The 17,580-nt window shown below is 40.0% G+C and carries 18 protein-coding genes; 10 read left to right on the top strand and 8 right to left on the bottom strand.

Translation table 11 applies throughout. The features are described from left to right. Nucleotides 1-34: 34 nt before the first annotated feature. Nucleotides 35-826, bottom strand: coding sequence for an AraC family ligand binding domain-containing protein (locus tag OQX61_RS23190; RefSeq protein ID WP_265844219.1), 792 nt, complete (start codon nt 824-826; stop codon nt 35-37). A gap of 181 nt (nt 827-1,007) precedes the next feature. On the opposite strand from OQX61_RS23190, the gene OQX61_RS23195 reads away from it, so the two are divergent. The 5 genes from OQX61_RS23195 to OQX61_RS23215 all read left to right on the top strand — a co-directional run bounded on the left by OQX61_RS23195 (nt 1,008) and on the right by OQX61_RS23215 (nt 8,471). Then, the gene (locus OQX61_RS23195; RefSeq protein ID WP_265844220.1) at nt 1,008-2,069 is read left to right on the top strand and encodes an SDR family oxidoreductase; all 1,062 of its coding nucleotides are present in this window, start codon (nt 1,008-1,010) and stop codon (nt 2,067-2,069) included. A gap of 216 nt (nt 2,070-2,285) precedes the next feature. Continuing rightward, a complete protein-coding gene (locus OQX61_RS23200; protein WP_265844221.1) occupies nt 2,286-3,725 on the top strand; it encodes a DUF5689 domain-containing protein in 1,440 nt (479 codons plus the stop codon). 191 nt (nt 3,726-3,916) lie between these two features. Further along, nucleotides 3,917-6,295 (top strand): TonB-dependent siderophore receptor, encoded by a 2,379-nt coding sequence (locus OQX61_RS23205; protein ID WP_265844222.1) that lies wholly within the window; start codon nt 3,917-3,919, stop codon nt 6,293-6,295. Nucleotides 6,296-6,303: 8 nt separating this feature from the next. Continuing rightward, a complete protein-coding gene (locus tag OQX61_RS23210; protein WP_265844223.1) occupies nt 6,304-7,449 on the top strand; it encodes a PepSY-associated TM helix domain-containing protein in 1,146 nt (381 codons plus the stop codon). A gap of 197 nt (nt 7,450-7,646) precedes the next feature. Then, nucleotides 7,647-8,471 carry a hypothetical protein gene (locus tag OQX61_RS23215; protein WP_265844224.1) on the top strand — a complete coding sequence of 275 codons (825 nt, stop codon included), beginning with the start codon at nt 7,647-7,649 and terminating at the stop codon, nt 8,469-8,471. A gap of 9 nt (nt 8,472-8,480) precedes the next feature. On the opposite strand, the gene OQX61_RS23220 is transcribed toward OQX61_RS23215, so the two are convergent. After that, entirely contained in the window at nt 8,481-9,401 is a 921-nt protein-coding gene (locus tag OQX61_RS23220) for a DUF5996 family protein (protein WP_265844225.1), read from the bottom strand. Nucleotides 9,402-9,476: 75 nt separating this feature from the next. Beyond that, nucleotides 9,477-10,487 carry a 2-hydroxyacid dehydrogenase gene (locus OQX61_RS23225; protein WP_265844226.1) on the bottom strand — a complete coding sequence of 337 codons (1,011 nt, stop codon included), beginning with the start codon at nt 10,485-10,487 and terminating at the stop codon, nt 9,477-9,479. 151 nt (nt 10,488-10,638) lie between these two features. On the opposite strand from OQX61_RS23225, the gene OQX61_RS23230 reads away from it, so the two are divergent. Continuing rightward, nucleotides 10,639-11,076, top strand: a complete 438-nt coding sequence (locus OQX61_RS23230) for a DUF1810 domain-containing protein (protein ID WP_265844228.1) — start codon at nt 10,639-10,641, stop codon at nt 11,074-11,076. Between the two features lie 24 nt (nt 11,077-11,100). Here the strand turns inward: OQX61_RS23230 and OQX61_RS23235 are convergent, their stop codons facing one another. After that, nucleotides 11,101-11,502: a hypothetical protein gene (locus tag OQX61_RS23235; RefSeq protein WP_265844229.1), complete on the bottom strand. Its 402-nt coding sequence runs from the start codon at nt 11,500-11,502 to the stop codon at nt 11,101-11,103. Nucleotides 11,503-12,071: 569 nt separating this feature from the next. Between OQX61_RS23235 and OQX61_RS23240 the strand changes: the two genes are divergently transcribed. Both OQX61_RS23240 and OQX61_RS23245 read left to right on the top strand, forming a co-directional pair. Continuing rightward, nucleotides 12,072-12,350: a helix-turn-helix transcriptional regulator gene (locus OQX61_RS23240; RefSeq protein WP_265844230.1), complete on the top strand. Its 279-nt coding sequence runs from the start codon at nt 12,072-12,074 to the stop codon at nt 12,348-12,350. A 237-nt stretch (nt 12,351-12,587) separates the two neighbouring features. Further along, nucleotides 12,588-13,037, top strand: coding sequence for an SRPBCC family protein (locus tag OQX61_RS23245; protein WP_265844231.1), 450 nt, complete (start codon nt 12,588-12,590; stop codon nt 13,035-13,037). Between the two features lie 8 nt (nt 13,038-13,045). Here OQX61_RS23245 and OQX61_RS23250 read toward each other — a convergent pair whose 3' ends face one another. Genes OQX61_RS23250 through OQX61_RS23260 form a run of 3 tightly spaced genes read right to left on the bottom strand, consistent with a single transcriptional unit; the run spans nt 13,046 to nt 14,420 of the window. Beyond that, nucleotides 13,046-13,789 carry a PRC-barrel domain-containing protein gene (locus OQX61_RS23250; RefSeq protein ID WP_265844232.1) on the bottom strand — a complete coding sequence of 248 codons (744 nt, stop codon included), beginning with the start codon at nt 13,787-13,789 and terminating at the stop codon, nt 13,046-13,048. A 37-nt stretch (nt 13,790-13,826) separates the two neighbouring features. Beyond that, nucleotides 13,827-14,246, bottom strand: a complete 420-nt coding sequence (locus tag OQX61_RS23255; RefSeq protein ID WP_265844233.1) for a hypothetical protein — start codon at nt 14,244-14,246, stop codon at nt 13,827-13,829. Nucleotides 14,247-14,261: 15 nt separating this feature from the next. Continuing rightward, entirely contained in the window at nt 14,262-14,420 is a 159-nt protein-coding gene (locus OQX61_RS23260) for a hypothetical protein (RefSeq protein ID WP_265844234.1), read from the bottom strand. A 187-nt stretch (nt 14,421-14,607) separates the two neighbouring features. On the opposite strand from OQX61_RS23260, the gene OQX61_RS23265 reads away from it, so the two are divergent. Then, nucleotides 14,608-14,826: a dodecin family protein gene (locus OQX61_RS23265; RefSeq protein WP_265844235.1), complete on the top strand. Its 219-nt coding sequence runs from the start codon at nt 14,608-14,610 to the stop codon at nt 14,824-14,826. 175 nt (nt 14,827-15,001) lie between these two features. Then, nucleotides 15,002-15,586, top strand: coding sequence for a hypothetical protein (locus OQX61_RS23270; RefSeq protein WP_265844236.1), 585 nt, complete (start codon nt 15,002-15,004; stop codon nt 15,584-15,586). A gap of 76 nt (nt 15,587-15,662) precedes the next feature. Here OQX61_RS23270 and OQX61_RS23275 read toward each other — a convergent pair whose 3' ends face one another. Beyond that, nucleotides 15,663-17,573, bottom strand: a complete 1,911-nt coding sequence (locus OQX61_RS23275) for a family 43 glycosylhydrolase (protein ID WP_265844237.1) — start codon at nt 17,571-17,573, stop codon at nt 15,663-15,665. Between the last annotated feature and the right edge of the window lie 7 nt (nt 17,574-17,580).

Here is a 17,580-nt window from a genome sequence, read left to right on the forward strand (position 1 = left end):
CCTAACAACAGCAGCGATGTGGGCGAAAATAGGTTCAATTGCTCTTAAGCAGTTTACTTACATGGCTTTCATCGGTCAATCCAAATTCAGCAGCGAGCTGTTTAAGGGTAAACCTGCCGCTATCCAACCTTTGCCTGATGAGGCTGCTCCGGTAATCCCCGATATATTTTCTAAGTGTAATGCCCGTATTCCTTTTAAAATAAGGACCGATGTACCCACTGGTAAAATGGAAATGCCCTGCCATTACATCCGCCTTTAAATTTGCGGGGCTGTAGATGTGTTTATGGATATAACAAAAAACAGCCTGCATATCACGGCTTCGATTCGCACTGGCTTTTATCTCCGGCATGTTCCGCTGCAAGATTTCAGATAGCGCAAGTACCTGCATCCATATCACTTGCTCATTTCTCATTAAATCGTGTTTGACTGCAATAATTACACCGAACAATAGGTCAACAATAGTCTGATCTCCCGCTGAAAGATTAAATCCTGAGTGATGGGTTTCCCTGCTTTTGATAAGATACTCCAGGTGTTTAACCGTACTGTTCGTAACAGCACTGCGCTGATGAATATAAGCATCAGTGAACTTCAGATAGATGAACCGTGTTTTTTCAATAACCTCAAAATAGTGTTCTTCTTCCGGTCCCAGTAAGAACACATCTCCTTTTCTATAGTCAACAGGTACGGAATTAATAAAGTGCCTGCCCGAGCCATGACTAATATAGATCAGTTCATAATGATTGTGACTGTGGACTGGGTGTTGCCATTCCAAAACTTCAAAATCCGAAATCAGTACTGGCTCAAATTGCTTATATCGTTTCATCATGGATTGATACAAATTTATCATAGTTTTTTACAATAAGCAACCGTTCTCATAGCCCCACCTTTGTTTTGAACAATACAGGTCATTGGAACAGAATTGGCAATCTTATCAAGCCCATCATGAGCGGCATGACCATATTGAGTATGAAAATTAATTAAAATAATAGTACCACTAAATTAGAAATATGAAAACTAAAAACACAGCACTGGTAATAGGTGCAAACGGCGTAATTGGAAGTAATCTGATCAAATATCTTGAAGAACTAGACAACTGGAATATTATTGGCATCTCACGACGTGGCGGCACTGACACCACTAAAACCAAATACTTATCGGTAGACTTGCTCAATAAAGAAGACTGCAAAAAACAATTACAATTTTTAACAAGCATCACGCACATTTTTTATGCAGCCTATCAGGATAAACCTTCATGGGCAGAATTGGTCCCTCCAAATCTGGCCATGCTTGTGAATGTGGTAACCGAAATTGAGCTTGTCGCAAAGGATTTACAACATATCAGCTTAATGCAAGGCTATAAAGTTTATGGCGCGCATTACGGCCCCTTTAAAACCCCGGCCAAAGAAAGTGATGCAGGACATATGCCACCGGAATTTAATGTGGATCAGCAACAGTACCTGGAAAAACAGCAGGAAGGAAAGAAATGGAGTTGGTCAGCGCTCAGGCCTTCAGTTGTTGGCGGTGCTGCATTGGGAAATCCGATGAACCTCGTTTTAGTCATCGCTATTTATGCGACCATATCCAAAGCACTTGGCTTACCACTCAGGTTCCCCGGGAAACCCGGTGCTTATGATAAATTAATGGACTTTACGGATGCCGGTTTATTGGCTAAAGCAACAGTTTGGGCGGCTACAGCTCCTGAATGCAGAAACCAGGCATTCAATATCACTAATGGCGATTTGTTTCGCTGGAATGAACTCTGGCCAAAAATAGCCGCTTATTTTCAAATGGAAACAGCGCCGCCATTACACCTCCCGCTACAAACCGTTATGGCTGATAAAACAATTGTTTGGGAGCAAATACAAGAAAAATACAGCTTAGAAAAACATAGCTACCAGGAAGTGTCAGCCTGGGGTTTTGGTGATTTTGTATTTTCCTGGAACTATGATTTCTTTTCGGACGGAACTAAAGCAAGGCGTATGGGCTTTCATGAATTTATAGATACAGAAAAAATGTTCTTTGATTTGTTCGACGAATTAAAAAGCAAGAAAATAATCCCATCAAATTAACTCTTGAAGGCCTCAAACAATGCCCTACCCCACGATTTCTTTATAAAACAAAAATATTACCTAAGTATTTAGTTTAAATAACGTATTTTAGATTAAGTTAATCTGGATCCATAAAAGTCCGGATAGTATAAACCAATATCTTCCTGCTTAAATCAATCTATTATGAAAAGCGCAGTAACTCAACTCTATTGTTTAACTCAACTCTAAAAATTAGTTATGAAAAAAATCAACGCAGGTCATCCCATAGCAACATCGATGCTTTTGATCTTCATATTTAGTCTTGTCTCTTGCAGGAAAGATAAAAAGGCGGGCCCGGTATTTATCCCGAAACCTGAAGCCAAACAAATTTCGATTGCTTCTGTAAAGGCCTTAAGTACAGAACAATTTGTTAAAATTAAAGACACTGGTGTAATAAGAGGTATCGTGATCTCGGATGCCCGTTCAAAAAATGTCGATAACAATAAAACTTTATTTATCCAGGAAGGTACCGGCCGCAACGGGATCATGGTCAAGTTAAAAATGGATCATAATTTTGCATTAAATGACAGTCTGGAAATAAACATTTTCGATCAGACGGTAACCACACTGAATGGAGCAGTTCTCTTGCAGGATTTAGCTAATAATTTAGTGAAAAAAGTGGGTGTTGGGAAAATCACTCCCCGTACAACCAGTATTAGAGAACTTGAAGCAAATAAAAAGGAATGGGAAGGTAGCTTAATACGTATAGGAGCCTGCGAACTTATTTCTGATAATGGAAACTATTCAGGTAACATGAAAATCAAAGATGGAAAGGTTACCATTGCTTCGTATATAAACGAAGAAGCGATATTTAATGGTCAGGAGCTGCCAAAGGATATAAGGAGTGTCCTGGGTATTGTACGTTTAAATGGAAATGAAGTCCGGGTAGCACCGCTTAGTACGTCGGAGATTCGTCCTTTAAAGTATGTTACGGATGAATTTACAACCTGGAAAAACACAGCCTATGACATAAATAGTACAACACAGCAACAAGTACTATATACCAAATTCGTAAACTGGCAAGGAGATATTTTGAGGGAAGGGGCGCTCAAACAGTTGGCAAATGCAGCAGATGTCAGTTTTACGAAACCAGGAAAGATTTATCCTTATTTTCCGAAAGATTCCATTCACTGTTCTCTTAAGCTCTATCCTAATCAGGAATGGAATTTGAAAGGTATGAAAGTTTTAAAAATTACATTTGCGGCGAGTAAAGCTGTTGGTGCTGTCTACTTTGTAGATCCAAGCTCCAATAATAAGGGAATTCCTGCAAACGTATTACCCTTTAATACCGGTATCGATGAAGTGAAAATAGGAATAAAAATACCAATAGAATCGACAGGGGAAATAATTCCCGGAGAAATGGTCACGCCAAAAGGACACGATGATTTTTATCGGGTGGTATCATTGACGCCTTCAATAAAAGAAGCGGGTAAATTTTATACGGCTATATTTATGATGCCTTCAACCATGGAAGATCTAAAAGCAATGGGTATTACCTCAATAAACAGACAGAACTGGTTGGACTATCCGAGGCTGGAGATCATTAATCTTTCCTCAAGAAAAACACCTGGTATAACAGACTATTACCGGGACCGTTATATCCCGATATTAATTGATAAAGTGGAGATAGGCTTGTAAAAATGTTCGGGAAAGGTGGCAGCCGTTCATAAAAATCCTCAGAGAAATCTGAGGATTTTCTGTTTTAATAACAGGTAGTCTTCCTTCAGTCCCTATTCATTTACGTTAAATAGAATAATTCTAAATAAATTTTGTTTGTAACGAAATAGATGCAATATTTGCCATCGATTAGAATCAATCTAAATAACGATATGAATAAACTTCGACTACTAAATTTAATAACCCTGTTTTCCCTATTCTCCATAGCGGCTAATGCCCAACAGAGTAATACCATAAAAGGAAAAGTATTAACAGCCGATGGAAAAGCTGCAGCCTATGTTAGTGTGGGCTTGAAGGGCAAAGGAATTGCTGTAACTACTGATGACCAGGGAGAATATATTTTGGTAAAACTAAAGGATGGCCAATACACCATTCGCGTTTCTGCCATAGGTTTAAAAAGTGCAGAAAAAGCAGTAACGGTTTCGGCCAATCAGACTGTCTATGTAAACTTCAGCTTATCAGAAAGTGCCGATCAACTAAAAGAGGTTGTCGTTTCCGGCATTAATAAGAAATATAAAGTTGACGCCCCCTCCTCCTCATTAAGATTGGATGAACCATTATTGGAGATACCACAAAATATTCAGATCATCACCGCTGCAACACTTGCTGACCAGCAAATTACCAGTATGAGTGATGGCGTAATCAGAAATGTAAGTGGTGTAACCCGATTAGAACATTGGGGCGATTTGTATACCCGTGTAAACACTCGCGGTGCAAGGGCCGCGGCTTTTAGAAATGGGATAAATTTAACATCTGACTGGGGACCACTTACTGAAGATATGAGTTTTGTAGACCATATCGAATTTGTGAAAGGTCCTTCTGGCTTTATGATGTCTAACGGCGAACCAAGTGGTATTTACAATGTGGTAACGAAAAAGCCTACTGGAAAAGATTTTAATGGTGAAGCCTCTTTTACCCTGGGTAGTTATGATATGTACCGCAGCACACTTGATCTGGATGGAAAATTGAATAAATCCGGGAAGTTATCATACAGGCTAAACTTAATGGGCCAGAGTAAAAACTCGCACCGTGCTTATGAGTATAATGACCGCTATAGCATTGCTCCTGTTATTAGCTATAAAATTGATGATCAAACCACGATAACTGCTGAATACAATTTTCAGCATGTTAAATTATCGGACCTGGGTTCAGCTTATGTTTTTGCTCCAAATGGCTTTGCTACACTACCAGGAGACTTTACCATGTCTGAACCTGGCTTAGAGCCGAATATAGCAAAAGAGCATAGTTTATTTTTAAACATGCAACACCATTTTAATCCTAACTGGAAACTTACTGCACAATTAGCCTATGTAGATTTCAATCAGAAATCTAGTGATATATGGCCTTCATCTGTCGCTGCCAATGGTGATGTAATTCGTGATCTTTACATTTTTGATGCTGCATTGAACTATAAATTCGGCCAGGTATTTTTAAATGGTCAGGCAACTACCGGAAGCATTAGTCACCGCATTTTGGTTGGTTTAGATGTAGGTGATAAAGAGCGTTATTATGACTGGGGACAATCATTTCCACTTGACAACGCCTCTAAACCATTTAACATTTACAATCCCGTATATGGTGCTCCTGCAAATGGAATACCTCAGTTTGATCGTAGTAAAACCTTATATCAACGAGGCGCAAATAGTCGCGTGAATCAATCTTACACCGGCTTATACCTACAGGACGAGCTTGGTTTTCTGGAAAACAAAATTCGCTTAACACTTGCCGGCAGATACACCTTCGTAAAACAATCTGAATATGGTGTAAGCACAGAAGACAAAAAATTCACACCTAGAGTCGGTTTAAGTGTATCTGTTGATGAGGAAACTTCTGTTTATGGATTATACGACCAAACTTTCATTCCACAAACAGGTTCAATTAAAAGTGGTGCGCAACCTAAACCAATTACCGGAAACAACATCGAATTCGGAATAAAAAAAGATTGGTTTGATGGACGCTGGAACACAACTATTGCTGCATACCGCATCCTTAAAAACAATGAATTATCGCCAGATCCAACCAGTACTCCTGCCGCCCCATTCTCTTTACAGCTTGGACAAAGCACTACAAAAGGTATTGAATTTGACCTGCGTGGCGAGATTCTACCTGGATTAAATCTGATCGCAAATTATGCCCTTACAGATTCGAGAGTAAGTAAAGAAACGGAAGTTTATGGAGAGATTATTCCTGTTGGAACTAAAATAACAGGCTATGCTAAACATAATGCCAATGCATGGCTGAGCTACAAAATTCAAAAAGGAGAATTAAAAGGTGTTGGAGTATCTGGTGGTTTCAGTTACCTGGCCGATCGCAGTTCATGGTCATGGGGAGGCGCTGGAACTCAGGAAATGCCCAGCTATTTTAAACTGGATGGTGGTGTTTTCTGGGAAAAGGATAAGATCCGCTTAACAGCTAATGTCTTTAATATTCTGGACAAATACCTTTACAGCGGAGCTTCTTATGGCGATTATTATTACTGGCAAAGTGAAGCACCAAGAAATTACAGACTAAGCATTGCTTACAAATTTTAATAAAATCAATGTTGAGTAACAAAAAAAAGAAGTTCAAATATTGGACAGGACAGTTACACTTATGGCTCGGATTAACATCCGGGCTATTTGTGTGTTTTTTAGGGATTACAGGATGTATATTAGCCTTTGAACGCGAAATTGAAAACATTACACAACCCTACCGTTTTACAAAAGTAGAGCAGCGTGCCACCATAGCCCCCTCTTTGCTTAAAAAAATTGCAGATAAAGCCTTGCCAGGCAAACATGCGCATAGCGTAGGTTATCAGGTAGGAAAAGCTTCACAAGTTGTTTATTTTGCAGAAAATCCAGCTTATTACTGGATCGTATTTTTGAACCCTTATACCGGCGAGGTACTGAAGGTTAAAAATATGGATGATGACTTTTTCAGGATTGTGATCATGGGGCATTATTACCTCTGGCTTCCTCCTGACATCGGTCAGCCTATTCTCGCTACAGCAACCTTAATGTTTCTTTGCCTGCTTATTTCAGGTCTGGTATTGTGGTGGCCAAAAAACAAAGCTGCCGGTAAAAAGAGATTTAGTATTAAGTGGAACGCAAAATGGAAGCGGGTAAATTATGACCTACATAATGTACTGGGTTTTTACATGACATGGATTCTTATTTTCATAGCCATAACAGGTCTGGTAATGGGCTTTCAATGGTTTGCAAAATCAGTTTATTGGCTTTCCTCGGGCGGGGATCAGATGAAACAGTTTGTAGAAAGTTACTCGGACACGACGCTGGTAAATGCCGCCAAAGATAAAAAACCTGCTATGGACATTTTATGGGCAAAAACCTTAAAGGGCTTACCCGGATACACGGGAGGTCTCGAAGTACATGTACCCGAAAATGCAAAGTCAGCTATTGAAGTAGCCATCAATCCAGATACTGACACCTACTGGAAGGCCGATTATCTGTACTATGATCAACATTCTTTACAAGAAATGGAAGTAACACATAGTTATGGAAAACTAAAAAATGCGAGTGTAGCAGATAAGATAGCAAGGATGAACTATGATATCCATATTGGTGCTATAGCAGGCTTACCTGGTAAGATCATCGCTTTTCTGGCTAGTTTAATTGCCGCAAGTTTACCGGTAACAGGCTTTCTGATTTGGCGTGGACGCAAAAGAAAAAAAGCAGCTCAGCTATAAGTCATTACCTCAAACGGCCCCGATCGTCAATTTAAAACCCCCTCATAACTTACTGATTACCAAAACTTAAATGATCATTTAAGTTTTGGTAAAAGGGGTCAATATCAAACAAAGTTTATTGCAATAAAAAGCATTCTCAAAACTTAAATCCTGCTAAATTGTTCTTTTCTCATTAGTGTACCTAAAAGGGAAACATCATGAATAGCAGACAGAATACCTGGCAAATCATAAAAAGCAAAGTTATTTTTTTAGGATTCTTAACCCTCTCTTTCTTTTCATGCAGCAATTCGAACAATCAAACTTCCGGCAATGCAGATGGTAAAGATCCTGGTTCAGCTACCAAAATGGTCAGTGTTAGTGCTGACAATGATTGTGGCAATAGCCTGCTATTTAAAAAAGGCGTAAAGATGCAGTCGGTAACCTATAATGGCGAAGGCAAAGAAATAAATAAACAAAGCGCAACGGTAATCAAAGTTTATGAAGAGGCAGCTTTCAGGGTTGCAGAAATAGAAACTCAAAGTACCGATACCCTTTTAGCTACCAACAATAAACCCAATGTATTACTTTACAAATGCGATGGAAAAAGCCTTTTTATGGATATATCAGGTTTACTACCAAAAGATAATAAAGCCAAAATAGAGGGCGGTGGATTGTCCTTCCCTACCCGTTTATCCGCCGGTGAAGTTCTACCTGATGCTGAATACAGCATTAGCATGGAACAGGCTGGTAAAAAAATGAAAATAGTGAGCCATGTGACGGATAGAAAAGTGGAAAGCAAGGAAAATCTAGTAATTAGTGGTGAAAGATATGAATGTTATAAAATTTCGTCCATAATAAACGCTGACATAGAAATGCCCGGTCTTACAGACCAAATGAAAAAATCGATGGAGGCCATGAAAGCAAAAATGCCGAAAAACAAGATGATCATCTGGTACGCACCTGAAGCTACTGTACTGAAAATGGAATTTTACATGGGTGAAAAGCTGACTACCCGTAATGAGGTGACTTCAATCAGTAGATAAAAAACCATATCAATTTTTTACCGGGTACTGATATTCCAGTGCAGCCCTATCCCATTTGGCTAAATCAGCGCCAATACCATAAGTACTGCGTAAAAATTCAAGTAATTTATCCCCGGGGTTTTCTGCTCCCTGTACCGCTGAAAATGGCAAAATAAATTCGCCCAATTTATGGTGATAATAGGCTTCGTTGGGTTGAACTTTTGCACTTTTATAGCCTTCCGGTTCCGGATATAAATAACAATAAAATACAGCTTCCTTCAAATCCTCTCCACCTGTCCAAAAACCGAAGCTGCTCACTTCTTTACAATAGGCATCCTCTGCAACCCAATTGGGCATGCCAGGTACACCTCCGGGGTGCTTTGGTGCTTCACGACCAGAAAAAAGGGATAATGCTAAATCAAAACTTCCCCAAAAAAAATGAATAGGACTACACTTCCCCTTAAATTCACCTCTAAATTTCATAAAAACACCTTGTATATTTAGCAAAGCCTGATGAAAAGAAATAACCTCCTCCTCCTCATAAGTAGCATGAATAGTATCTAATTCGAAAGGAATAGGATTAACAAGTTCTACAGGAGTAGGTTTGATAAACAGCTTGATTTCCAAATCGTTTAATGATTGAAAAATTTTACTGTAAAAACCGGCAACAGATATTCCATGAAGATCAAATTGCCTGATTTCCCCCTTGCTTGTCGTAATCTTTAATAGATGCGCTATAAAATCAAAATCTATCTGAAAATCCTGATCTTTGTACCGCATAGATCCCGTGGTTAAACCGGTGGCAGTAATATGTAGGGTAATATGCCAGGAATGGTTTACCCATGGCAAAGCTGCAAGCTTTATTTTTCCGACAATCTGCGACCATAGTTGCAAGGTTTCATAGGTAGATTTTCCCTTTTCATAAGAAAGTACTGGCCATTTATGTTCCATAACAAAGATATATTCCTATAAAACAACCTATTTACTGATTTGTGTTGTCTCTAAGCTGTCATATCTGCGTTGCGACTAAATTACATCGACAACTTTAGGTTGGATTTCAATGCGGTTCACTAACGGGGATCCCGCCTGAAAAGCATCAATATTATCAAAAGTCACTTTGGCGATTTCGGTCATGGCTTCCTGAGTCAGAAATCCTTGATGCCCCGTGATCAGTACATTCGGAAAAGAAATTAACTGACTAAGTTGTTCATCCTGAATGATCAGTTCAGAAAAATCATGAAAAAAGAAGTCCGATTCCTGTTCATAAACATCCAGGCCAAGTGAACCGATAATCCCCGATTTTAAAGCGGCAATAATGGCTTTGGTGTCAATCAATCCACCCCTGCTGGTATTGATCAGCATCGCACCTGGTTTAATACTTTTGAGGCATTGTTCGTTAATCAAATATTGCGTATCCACGGTAAGCGGACAATGCAATGAAATGATATCAACATCTTTCAGTGTGTCATCCAGGGAGCCGTATTTCACCCCTAACTCCTCCATCTCCACAGATGGAAAAGGATCATAAGCTTTAATATGGCACCCAAAACCGTTCAATATTCTGCAAAAGGCCTGTCCAATGTGGCCTGTTCCAATCACGGCTACTTTGCGCCTGTTTAAATTTATACCCATTAGCTTTTCCAGGGAAAAATTACCTTCTCTAACGCGGTTATATGCTTTATGGGTTTTGCGATTGAGCGTTAAAATCAAGGCCATGGCATGCTCAGCAACAGCCTCCGGAGAATAGGCCGGAACGCGCAAAACCGGAATCTCCAATTGATCTGCATATTGGACATCAACATTGTTAAATCCAGCACAGCGTAACACGACTAACTTAAGGCCGGATTGATGTAATTTATCCAGCACCTGCTTGTTCAGGATATCATTAACGAATATACATATCGCTTCAAACCCTGCCGCTAAAACAGCAGAGTCTTCGGAAAGGGATACTTTAAAAAAAACGATCTGATGGCTGCTGTTGTGCTGACTCAAAAAATCTTCATCATATTGGCTCGTACTAAAAACTGCAATTTTCATAAATCTGAATTTGTTATAGAGATCCGGCATTTAACTGCCATGTTGGATAAGATAGCTAATATTTCAGACTTCGGAATATTCTTAAAAAGCTATTTTTTTTTATCAAAACAGATCCCCCATTCCAATTGTTTCAAACTTAAAGCAATTGCCTATGAAACCACACCATCTGGAAAGATTCCTCAGCGCTCAAAAATCAACCTATCAAACCGCATTAAATGAACTGGAAGCAGCAAGAAAGCAAAGCGACTGGATGTGGTTTATTTTCCCACAGATTCAAGGGCTAGGTTATAGTGACCTCAATAAATATTATGCCCTTACCGACTTAGCCGAAGCGGCTGAATACCTGAACCACAGGGTTCTGGGGCCCAGGTTGATCCTAATGAGTAATCTCTTACTTGAATTACCAACCGACCAGGCCCGGCAGATTTTCTCCAGCCCTGATGATTTGAAGCTAAAATCCAGTATGACTTTATTTTCTTCAGTCCCGGGGGCAGACCCGGTCTTTGAAAAAGTATTGCAAAAATTCTTTCAGGGGTTAAAAGACCACATTACCTTAAAAATTCTGAACCTCCAGGACTGCACAAAATAGCTGTTCTGTACTTCATTTGCCAAATCATTTACTGGTTAACTCTCCCCCTGTCAGTGCAAAATAAAGATTCTGCAATTGGTGTACATAGGTGATCATAATTTTGTAATTATGGCTTTCTTTTTGTCTACCAGCAGGCCAGATATGAACAGTGTTTCCAGGAAATCTTATCTCCAGTTCTCCATCCCCGGGTAGAGTTATACGCGAATCTTTAAACCCTAATTTGTCCAGCCATGCTTCGTTTAAAGGAATTGGACTTAAATCCGTCAATTGATACGAAGTACAATTAGCTCGTTGCAGATCTGCACCTAAAATAATTAAATCAGCTGTATACTGCGTGATTGATGATACAAAATAGTTGTACTTACTGTCTGGTAACTGTGAATTCAAATTAATGTAATTCCCTATCCTTAGCTCGGTTGCTTTCATATTTATCTTGTTTTGAGAACTGGTTTTAATCCAAATTCTTCCCGGATATGCATTTTTTAATTAGATCTCCACTTTGTAAAAGTAAACTTGAGATCGGATTTCTTTACTTTCCGCTTTTCCTGATTCGCATATATAATAAGAAACCCAGCATCCGATTCTACTTCCTCAGCATCAAAATCAAGGGTAAAAGAAATGATACCTGCCCCCCTTTTTTGGGCTTCTGTAAATGAGGAAAAAGTTTCACCTTCATAGACCGGGGTGAGGCTTGTTGAATCTTTCTTTGGAGTGGCATTACAACTGATCAAAAAAAACAGCAGGGCCACATAACTAAAAATTTCTAAAATATCTCATACTTCATTAAGGGAATAGTCGTCCTACAAAAATAGAACATTTTATTTCTTCCGCCACCAGGTAGCTGTTCGATTGTAAGCTTCTCCCTTAAAACAGCATTATAAGGTAACAGACTTCCTCTGTAATTGCAATAATAGAAGTAATATCATTAAATTTGCCGCCCAAATGAACACACGGTACGGAAGGCCGGAATACTTTAAACAATACGAAAAACATAAATGGAAGAGAATGATTTTGTAGCCATCTGGCTGGAAGAAAGCGGAAACCCCGCTATAGAGGAATTAACGCAGCTGAATCTGGACGTTGCCAGTAAAACCGCAAAAACGTTAACCGATAAAGGACTTTCAGAAAATGATCTTGCTGTTTCCCTGGACATCAATCCAGATGAAATCAAAAGATGGTTGACGGGTAGGCACTCTTTCAGCATAAAGACCATAAAGGAAATCTCTGGTACGCTGGCAGAATATGCTACAAGGCCGGAATTAATCCAGAAATAAATGAGCGCACAATGCGGCTCCGGGCAAGGATTTAGGTGTGGAAGAGATCATTTCCGCACCATCAACAGTTTTTGGAATCCATATACAGAGGTTCTCCACCGGTTTGTCCAGTAAAATGATTCCTGAATCCGGTCGCAAACACCCCCTTAAATTGTCTTGTTTAGACGCTATAAAAATCAAGTTTTACCGGTACCTTGGTAATGCTGAGGTTAACAGGCAAAACTAAAAAACGATTTTATGTCAGACCATAATGTTTCATTACACAGAATGCTTAAAGCATCTCCGGAAAAGGTATACCGTGCATTTACCGAAGCCCTGGCAATAGCTTCATGGCTCCCACCATATGGCTTTCTTTGTACTGTTCATGAAATGAACGTTAAAACAGGAGGTTCTTTTCGAATGTCCTTTCTGAATTTTTCTACGGGCAATGGTCATTCATTCGGTGGAAAATACATTGAGCTCAAGCCCAATGAGTTCCTGAAATACAGCGATAAATTTGATGACCCTAATTTACCGGGTGAGATGATTACCTCTGTCTGGCTTCGAAAAACTTTAGCGGGCACGGAAATAAAAATCACACAGGAAGGAATCCCTGCTGTTATACCAGTAGAAATGTGTTATTTAGGCTGGCAGGAATCCCTGGAGAAGCTGGCTAAGCTAGTAGAACCTGAAATACCAGATGCCTGATCCTGTTATCACTTACGATAATGCCGGTAAAGCCCCGTTTGATAGCTGTCCCCTATAGGCCGATCGGGATCATATTCAGGACTGCTTTTTACAGCCTCTATAGAAACATCCACTTCAACCCTGGAGCGTGCCCAACTGATGGCAGTGATCCATTCCGTTGAGATCAGCAGCTTCTTCCCTGGAAACCATTTGCCACTATCAACCACCAGAAAGCGGATCCTCCAGTGTTTATCTACAATAAAATCAGTAACATGACCGATTTCCCCATCTATAGCATGAATCCGGTAACCTTTAACTTCAGTGGTACTACGGAGATGCGGGTCACCAGGTTCTTTGTCGTTCCGCATGGCCGCGATGGCCTGCTCAAAAGAGACCCTGGATTCCACCATGCCCAACATTCCCATATGACCATAAAATCCTGCGCCGATCGGATCACCATATGGCCATTCGTAATATTTGTATAAAGCCACTTCCTGTTGGCGGGAAACCGGCATTTTGGTATCAATATCCGGACTGTGTTTAATCTGATCCTTGCTCAGTTTAACTGGGAAGGATTCATTTTCCCAATCTGGTTCCATTAAAGCCATTGGTGAAATCAATACTTTACGTTCCGATAACCAACCACCTGTTTTTACAATCAGATAACGAATCGTCCAGCTCTCATCATCAAAATAAAACTCAACCACTTTTCCTATTTCCCCATCGGTTGCGCCCATAGTGAAACCGATCAGACTTTTAATATTGTGTTGCATAATACAAGTGTTTTACATTTAACAGCTAAAATCATCCTCACATTTTAATTACCAGACCTGCAAGAGCAATCAATGCCAGTACAATTATCACGATCCAGAAAAAAACGCCAATTACCGCGGCAGCTACTGCTACTTCAAGCTCCGTAATTTCTTCTTCAGGTTCAACCTTTGCCCCATTCTTCGGCTTCTTTGTCTGGTCGGCAGCTGGCCCCGGAGCAGCAGCGGCGAGTACCAACCCAACCACGAAAGCCGCAATAAACCCTGGAGCCCAATAATATCCCAATACGGAAGGTCCACGCTGAGCGGCCCATTCTCCGGCAGCAAGCGAAATAAAGAACAACAATATAAAGAAAGTCCAAAATCCAGCCCATGGTCCGGTATTTCTAAAAACCAGTCTGAAAAAAGCAGTTAATACAATGGCAAAAAACAGGGCGAACAATATCCCGATAAATCCCATGACAGTAGTTTTAATTTAAACATGATCACTTTTATGTTTTTTCGGCTTAATTTCTGACTGGTTCATATCGTGCTCAAAGTTTTTCTGATCTTTCTTGTTCCTTCGTACCAGAAAAAACAATAACAGCACAGCAAGAAAAATTGCCAACCCACCGATAATATCGTTAGTTTCCATATGATGGACCTTTAATAGGTGAATCCCCCCTTTCCTATTAACGTCATTTAAAAAACAATCCAGAGCTTGATTGGTTCGAAAAAAACAAAGATAAATCCGGATTGTTCCTATTTTCCACAGGCAGTAATAAAAGAAAAAGAATCTATCTCACAAGTAGTTATCTATTATATCACTTAAACCTAATGCTATGAGTATTGTAAAAGTTATTGAAGTCATCGCTTCCTCAGAAAGCGGATTTGAAGATGCGGTAAGAAACGCAGTAAAGGAAGTATCAAAGACGATAAAAAATATCGACTCTGTCTATGTGAAGGACTTTAAAGTCCATGTAAAGGATGACCAGATCGTTTCTTTTGGAGTGATTTGCAAAGTTTCATTCCGCATAGACGATGGTTTAAAAAATACTTAAGCCAAATGCATCTCCCTTAAAGGGGCCTCTTAGCCCCTTTCACAGCACAACAAGCCCAAAACCATAGGTTAGATAAATGTCATTTTTAATAGCCTTTTGTCTTTTTGATTAACTTTTTTCTTTTCGGATTGCGCCAGAAGTCAGCATAGCGTACCTTTGCCGAAAATTAAAAGACATGAGCGACTTCAAACCACACCCAGTATTGGAATACACTGTAAACCTAATTGAAAAGACCATCAGTGGTGCTAAAATTCAATATACTTCTACAAGCATTGCAACACTGAAAGATGGTAACGACACCATATATTTTGAACAGAAATCTGACAGCACTGGAAATGCTGCAACCATCTTTATTAAGGATCCGAAAGAGATCATCTACAGTGAAGATTTAATGACCCCTTTAAATAATTTGCACGAAAATGTTAAGGGAGAATTAAAGGTGGCATTACAAAGTACTACCATTATCATTAATGCTTTAGATGTAGCAACAAACCTGATATTCCAGGCGGTTAAAGACGAATTTGATCAGCTGAGCAACAGTTATGAATTTGTAAAAACCATTGAAAAAGAGATCACAAAAGTTAAAAGCAAATTTAAATTTGGAAAACACCTTTTTGACCTGACTGTCACGAATGAACCAACTCAGGTCCTTGTTACTCCAGAGTTCCCTGCTCCGTTTGATACGGTTGTCAAAAAAACAATAGAAGAAGATGTTTTAAAAGTACAAACTGCAATGTGTATAGCATTCAAGAATGGCTAGACTTTAGTCTGACCTGGTGATGTTTATCAGATGATTGAACATCACCAGGGTTTCCATTCTATTACCTGCGTCCTCATCACTTCATTAGATAAACCCCTTTTAGTGTGGGCTGTACGACTTTTATATTCCCCTTCGTATCGAACTCTAATTTATCAATACACACTTCCCGGTGGTAGCCTGCAGATTTCCCCATAGCCAGTCCCTCAGGACGGCTAAAACGATGATAAACAATGTACCACTCGTCTTTTCCCGGCACCTGAATCACCGCATTGTGCCCGGTCGCGTAAATCCCCTGCTTCACATCTTTGGAAAGGATCAGGTTATTTTCAGGCAGGTTGATTTTACCGGTTGGCGTGTCTGAAATCCCATATCTCACCCCATAGTCCGCATCTCTGGTATCGTTTTGTGACCATAAAAAATAGTACTTCCCCTTCCGGTAAAACACTTCAGTTCCCTCTCTATAAGTTTCATCAGGAGTGATTACTTTCACAGATGATGAATCTATAGATATCATGTCATCATTCAACTCTGCCACGGCCATATAACCATTCCCCCAATATAAAAAACTTTTGCCGCTCTGCGGATCCGTAAATACATCCGGATCTATTTCCTGTCCGCCTTTGATCCCCTGAGGTTTTCCTGCAATAAGGGGCTTTCCACTATCTTTAAAGGGGCCGGAAGGATCATTTGCAACGGCAACCCCTATTTTCTGTGCAGCAGTAAAATAATAATAGTATTTATAACTGCCATTAACCTTCTTCTCAGAGATTGTTGGTGCCCAGGCATATTTCTTTGCCCAGCTCACATCCACAGGCAGATCTAAGATCACACCCTCATCTTTCCAGTTTGCAAGATTTGAGGAGGAAAATGTTTTAAAATAGGTTCCGCCCCAACCGGTAAAGCCATCAGTGGTGGGATACAAATGGTATTTTCCGGTTTTATGGGAATACAAAATCTCCGGATCAGCATAATAGCCACTCAATACAGGGTTCAGATCACTTTCAGGACTATCCCATTTTTTTAGTAATGCATTTGCTTCCTGCTTCGTAATGGGAAGAACTGTTCCATGACGGGGATGAAAATTCATATTCACCTGCTGATCGACTACGGTAAATTGTTTAAAATCTTTTGTTTTGGTAAACTGGTAGCGACCTTTGGTGTAAACATCATACATCAGAATATAACCTTCCCCGTTATTGAGCTTGAAAACACCGGCACCTTGCACCGGATCTGTTGTCTGTTGCACATTGCCTTCACGCAACACATAGCCCTCTTTCAGGCGATCAGAAACGGCAACACGAATTCCTAATCCCTCGCCTTCGGTTTTAAAGAACAAATGGTATTTCCCCTGGTCAAAGACGATATCTCCGTCAATACAGGCACCATTGGTCGGACTAAAGAAAAGTTGCTTAGGCTCAGTTTCCAGATCTGTAAAATCCTTATTGGCATAAGCCCAATAGATCTTATCCGGATCCGCGCCATGTTTCATCGACCAATAGACCAGATATTTACCCGCTTCCTGATCATAAATCGTTTGGGGTGCCCATACCCTCAGTAAGCTTTCCTGACCAGGAAAACGTTTTTGAATATTTACGATAGCCGAAGTCCAGTTGATCAGGTCAGTAGATTTTAGCAAGACCATCGCCCGGTTCGAATCCCAACCTTTAGCTGCCACCATATCAGTAACGACCATATAGAAGGTTTTACCATCCGCTCCACGTAAAATATGGGGATCGCGTACGCCCCCTGTTGAACTGATTGCAGCGGAGCTGATCACCGGCCGGTTATTATTTAGTGCCTGATAGGTATAACCGTCATTACTGATCGCAAAACGGATAGACTCTTCTAAACCACCATTACCAGTGAAGTAAGTAAAAAGGTAAGCGTTTTTTTTTGATTTTTGAGCCATCGCAGGCCATCCTGCCAGCACAAACAAGATGCAGCTCAGTAATAATCTATGTGGATGAAAGTTGAATTTTATATTCATTGTGATT

This window comes from Pedobacter sp. PLR (genome assembly GCF_026239675.1).
Taxonomy (GTDB): Bacteria; Bacteroidota; Bacteroidia; order Sphingobacteriales; family Sphingobacteriaceae; genus Pedobacter.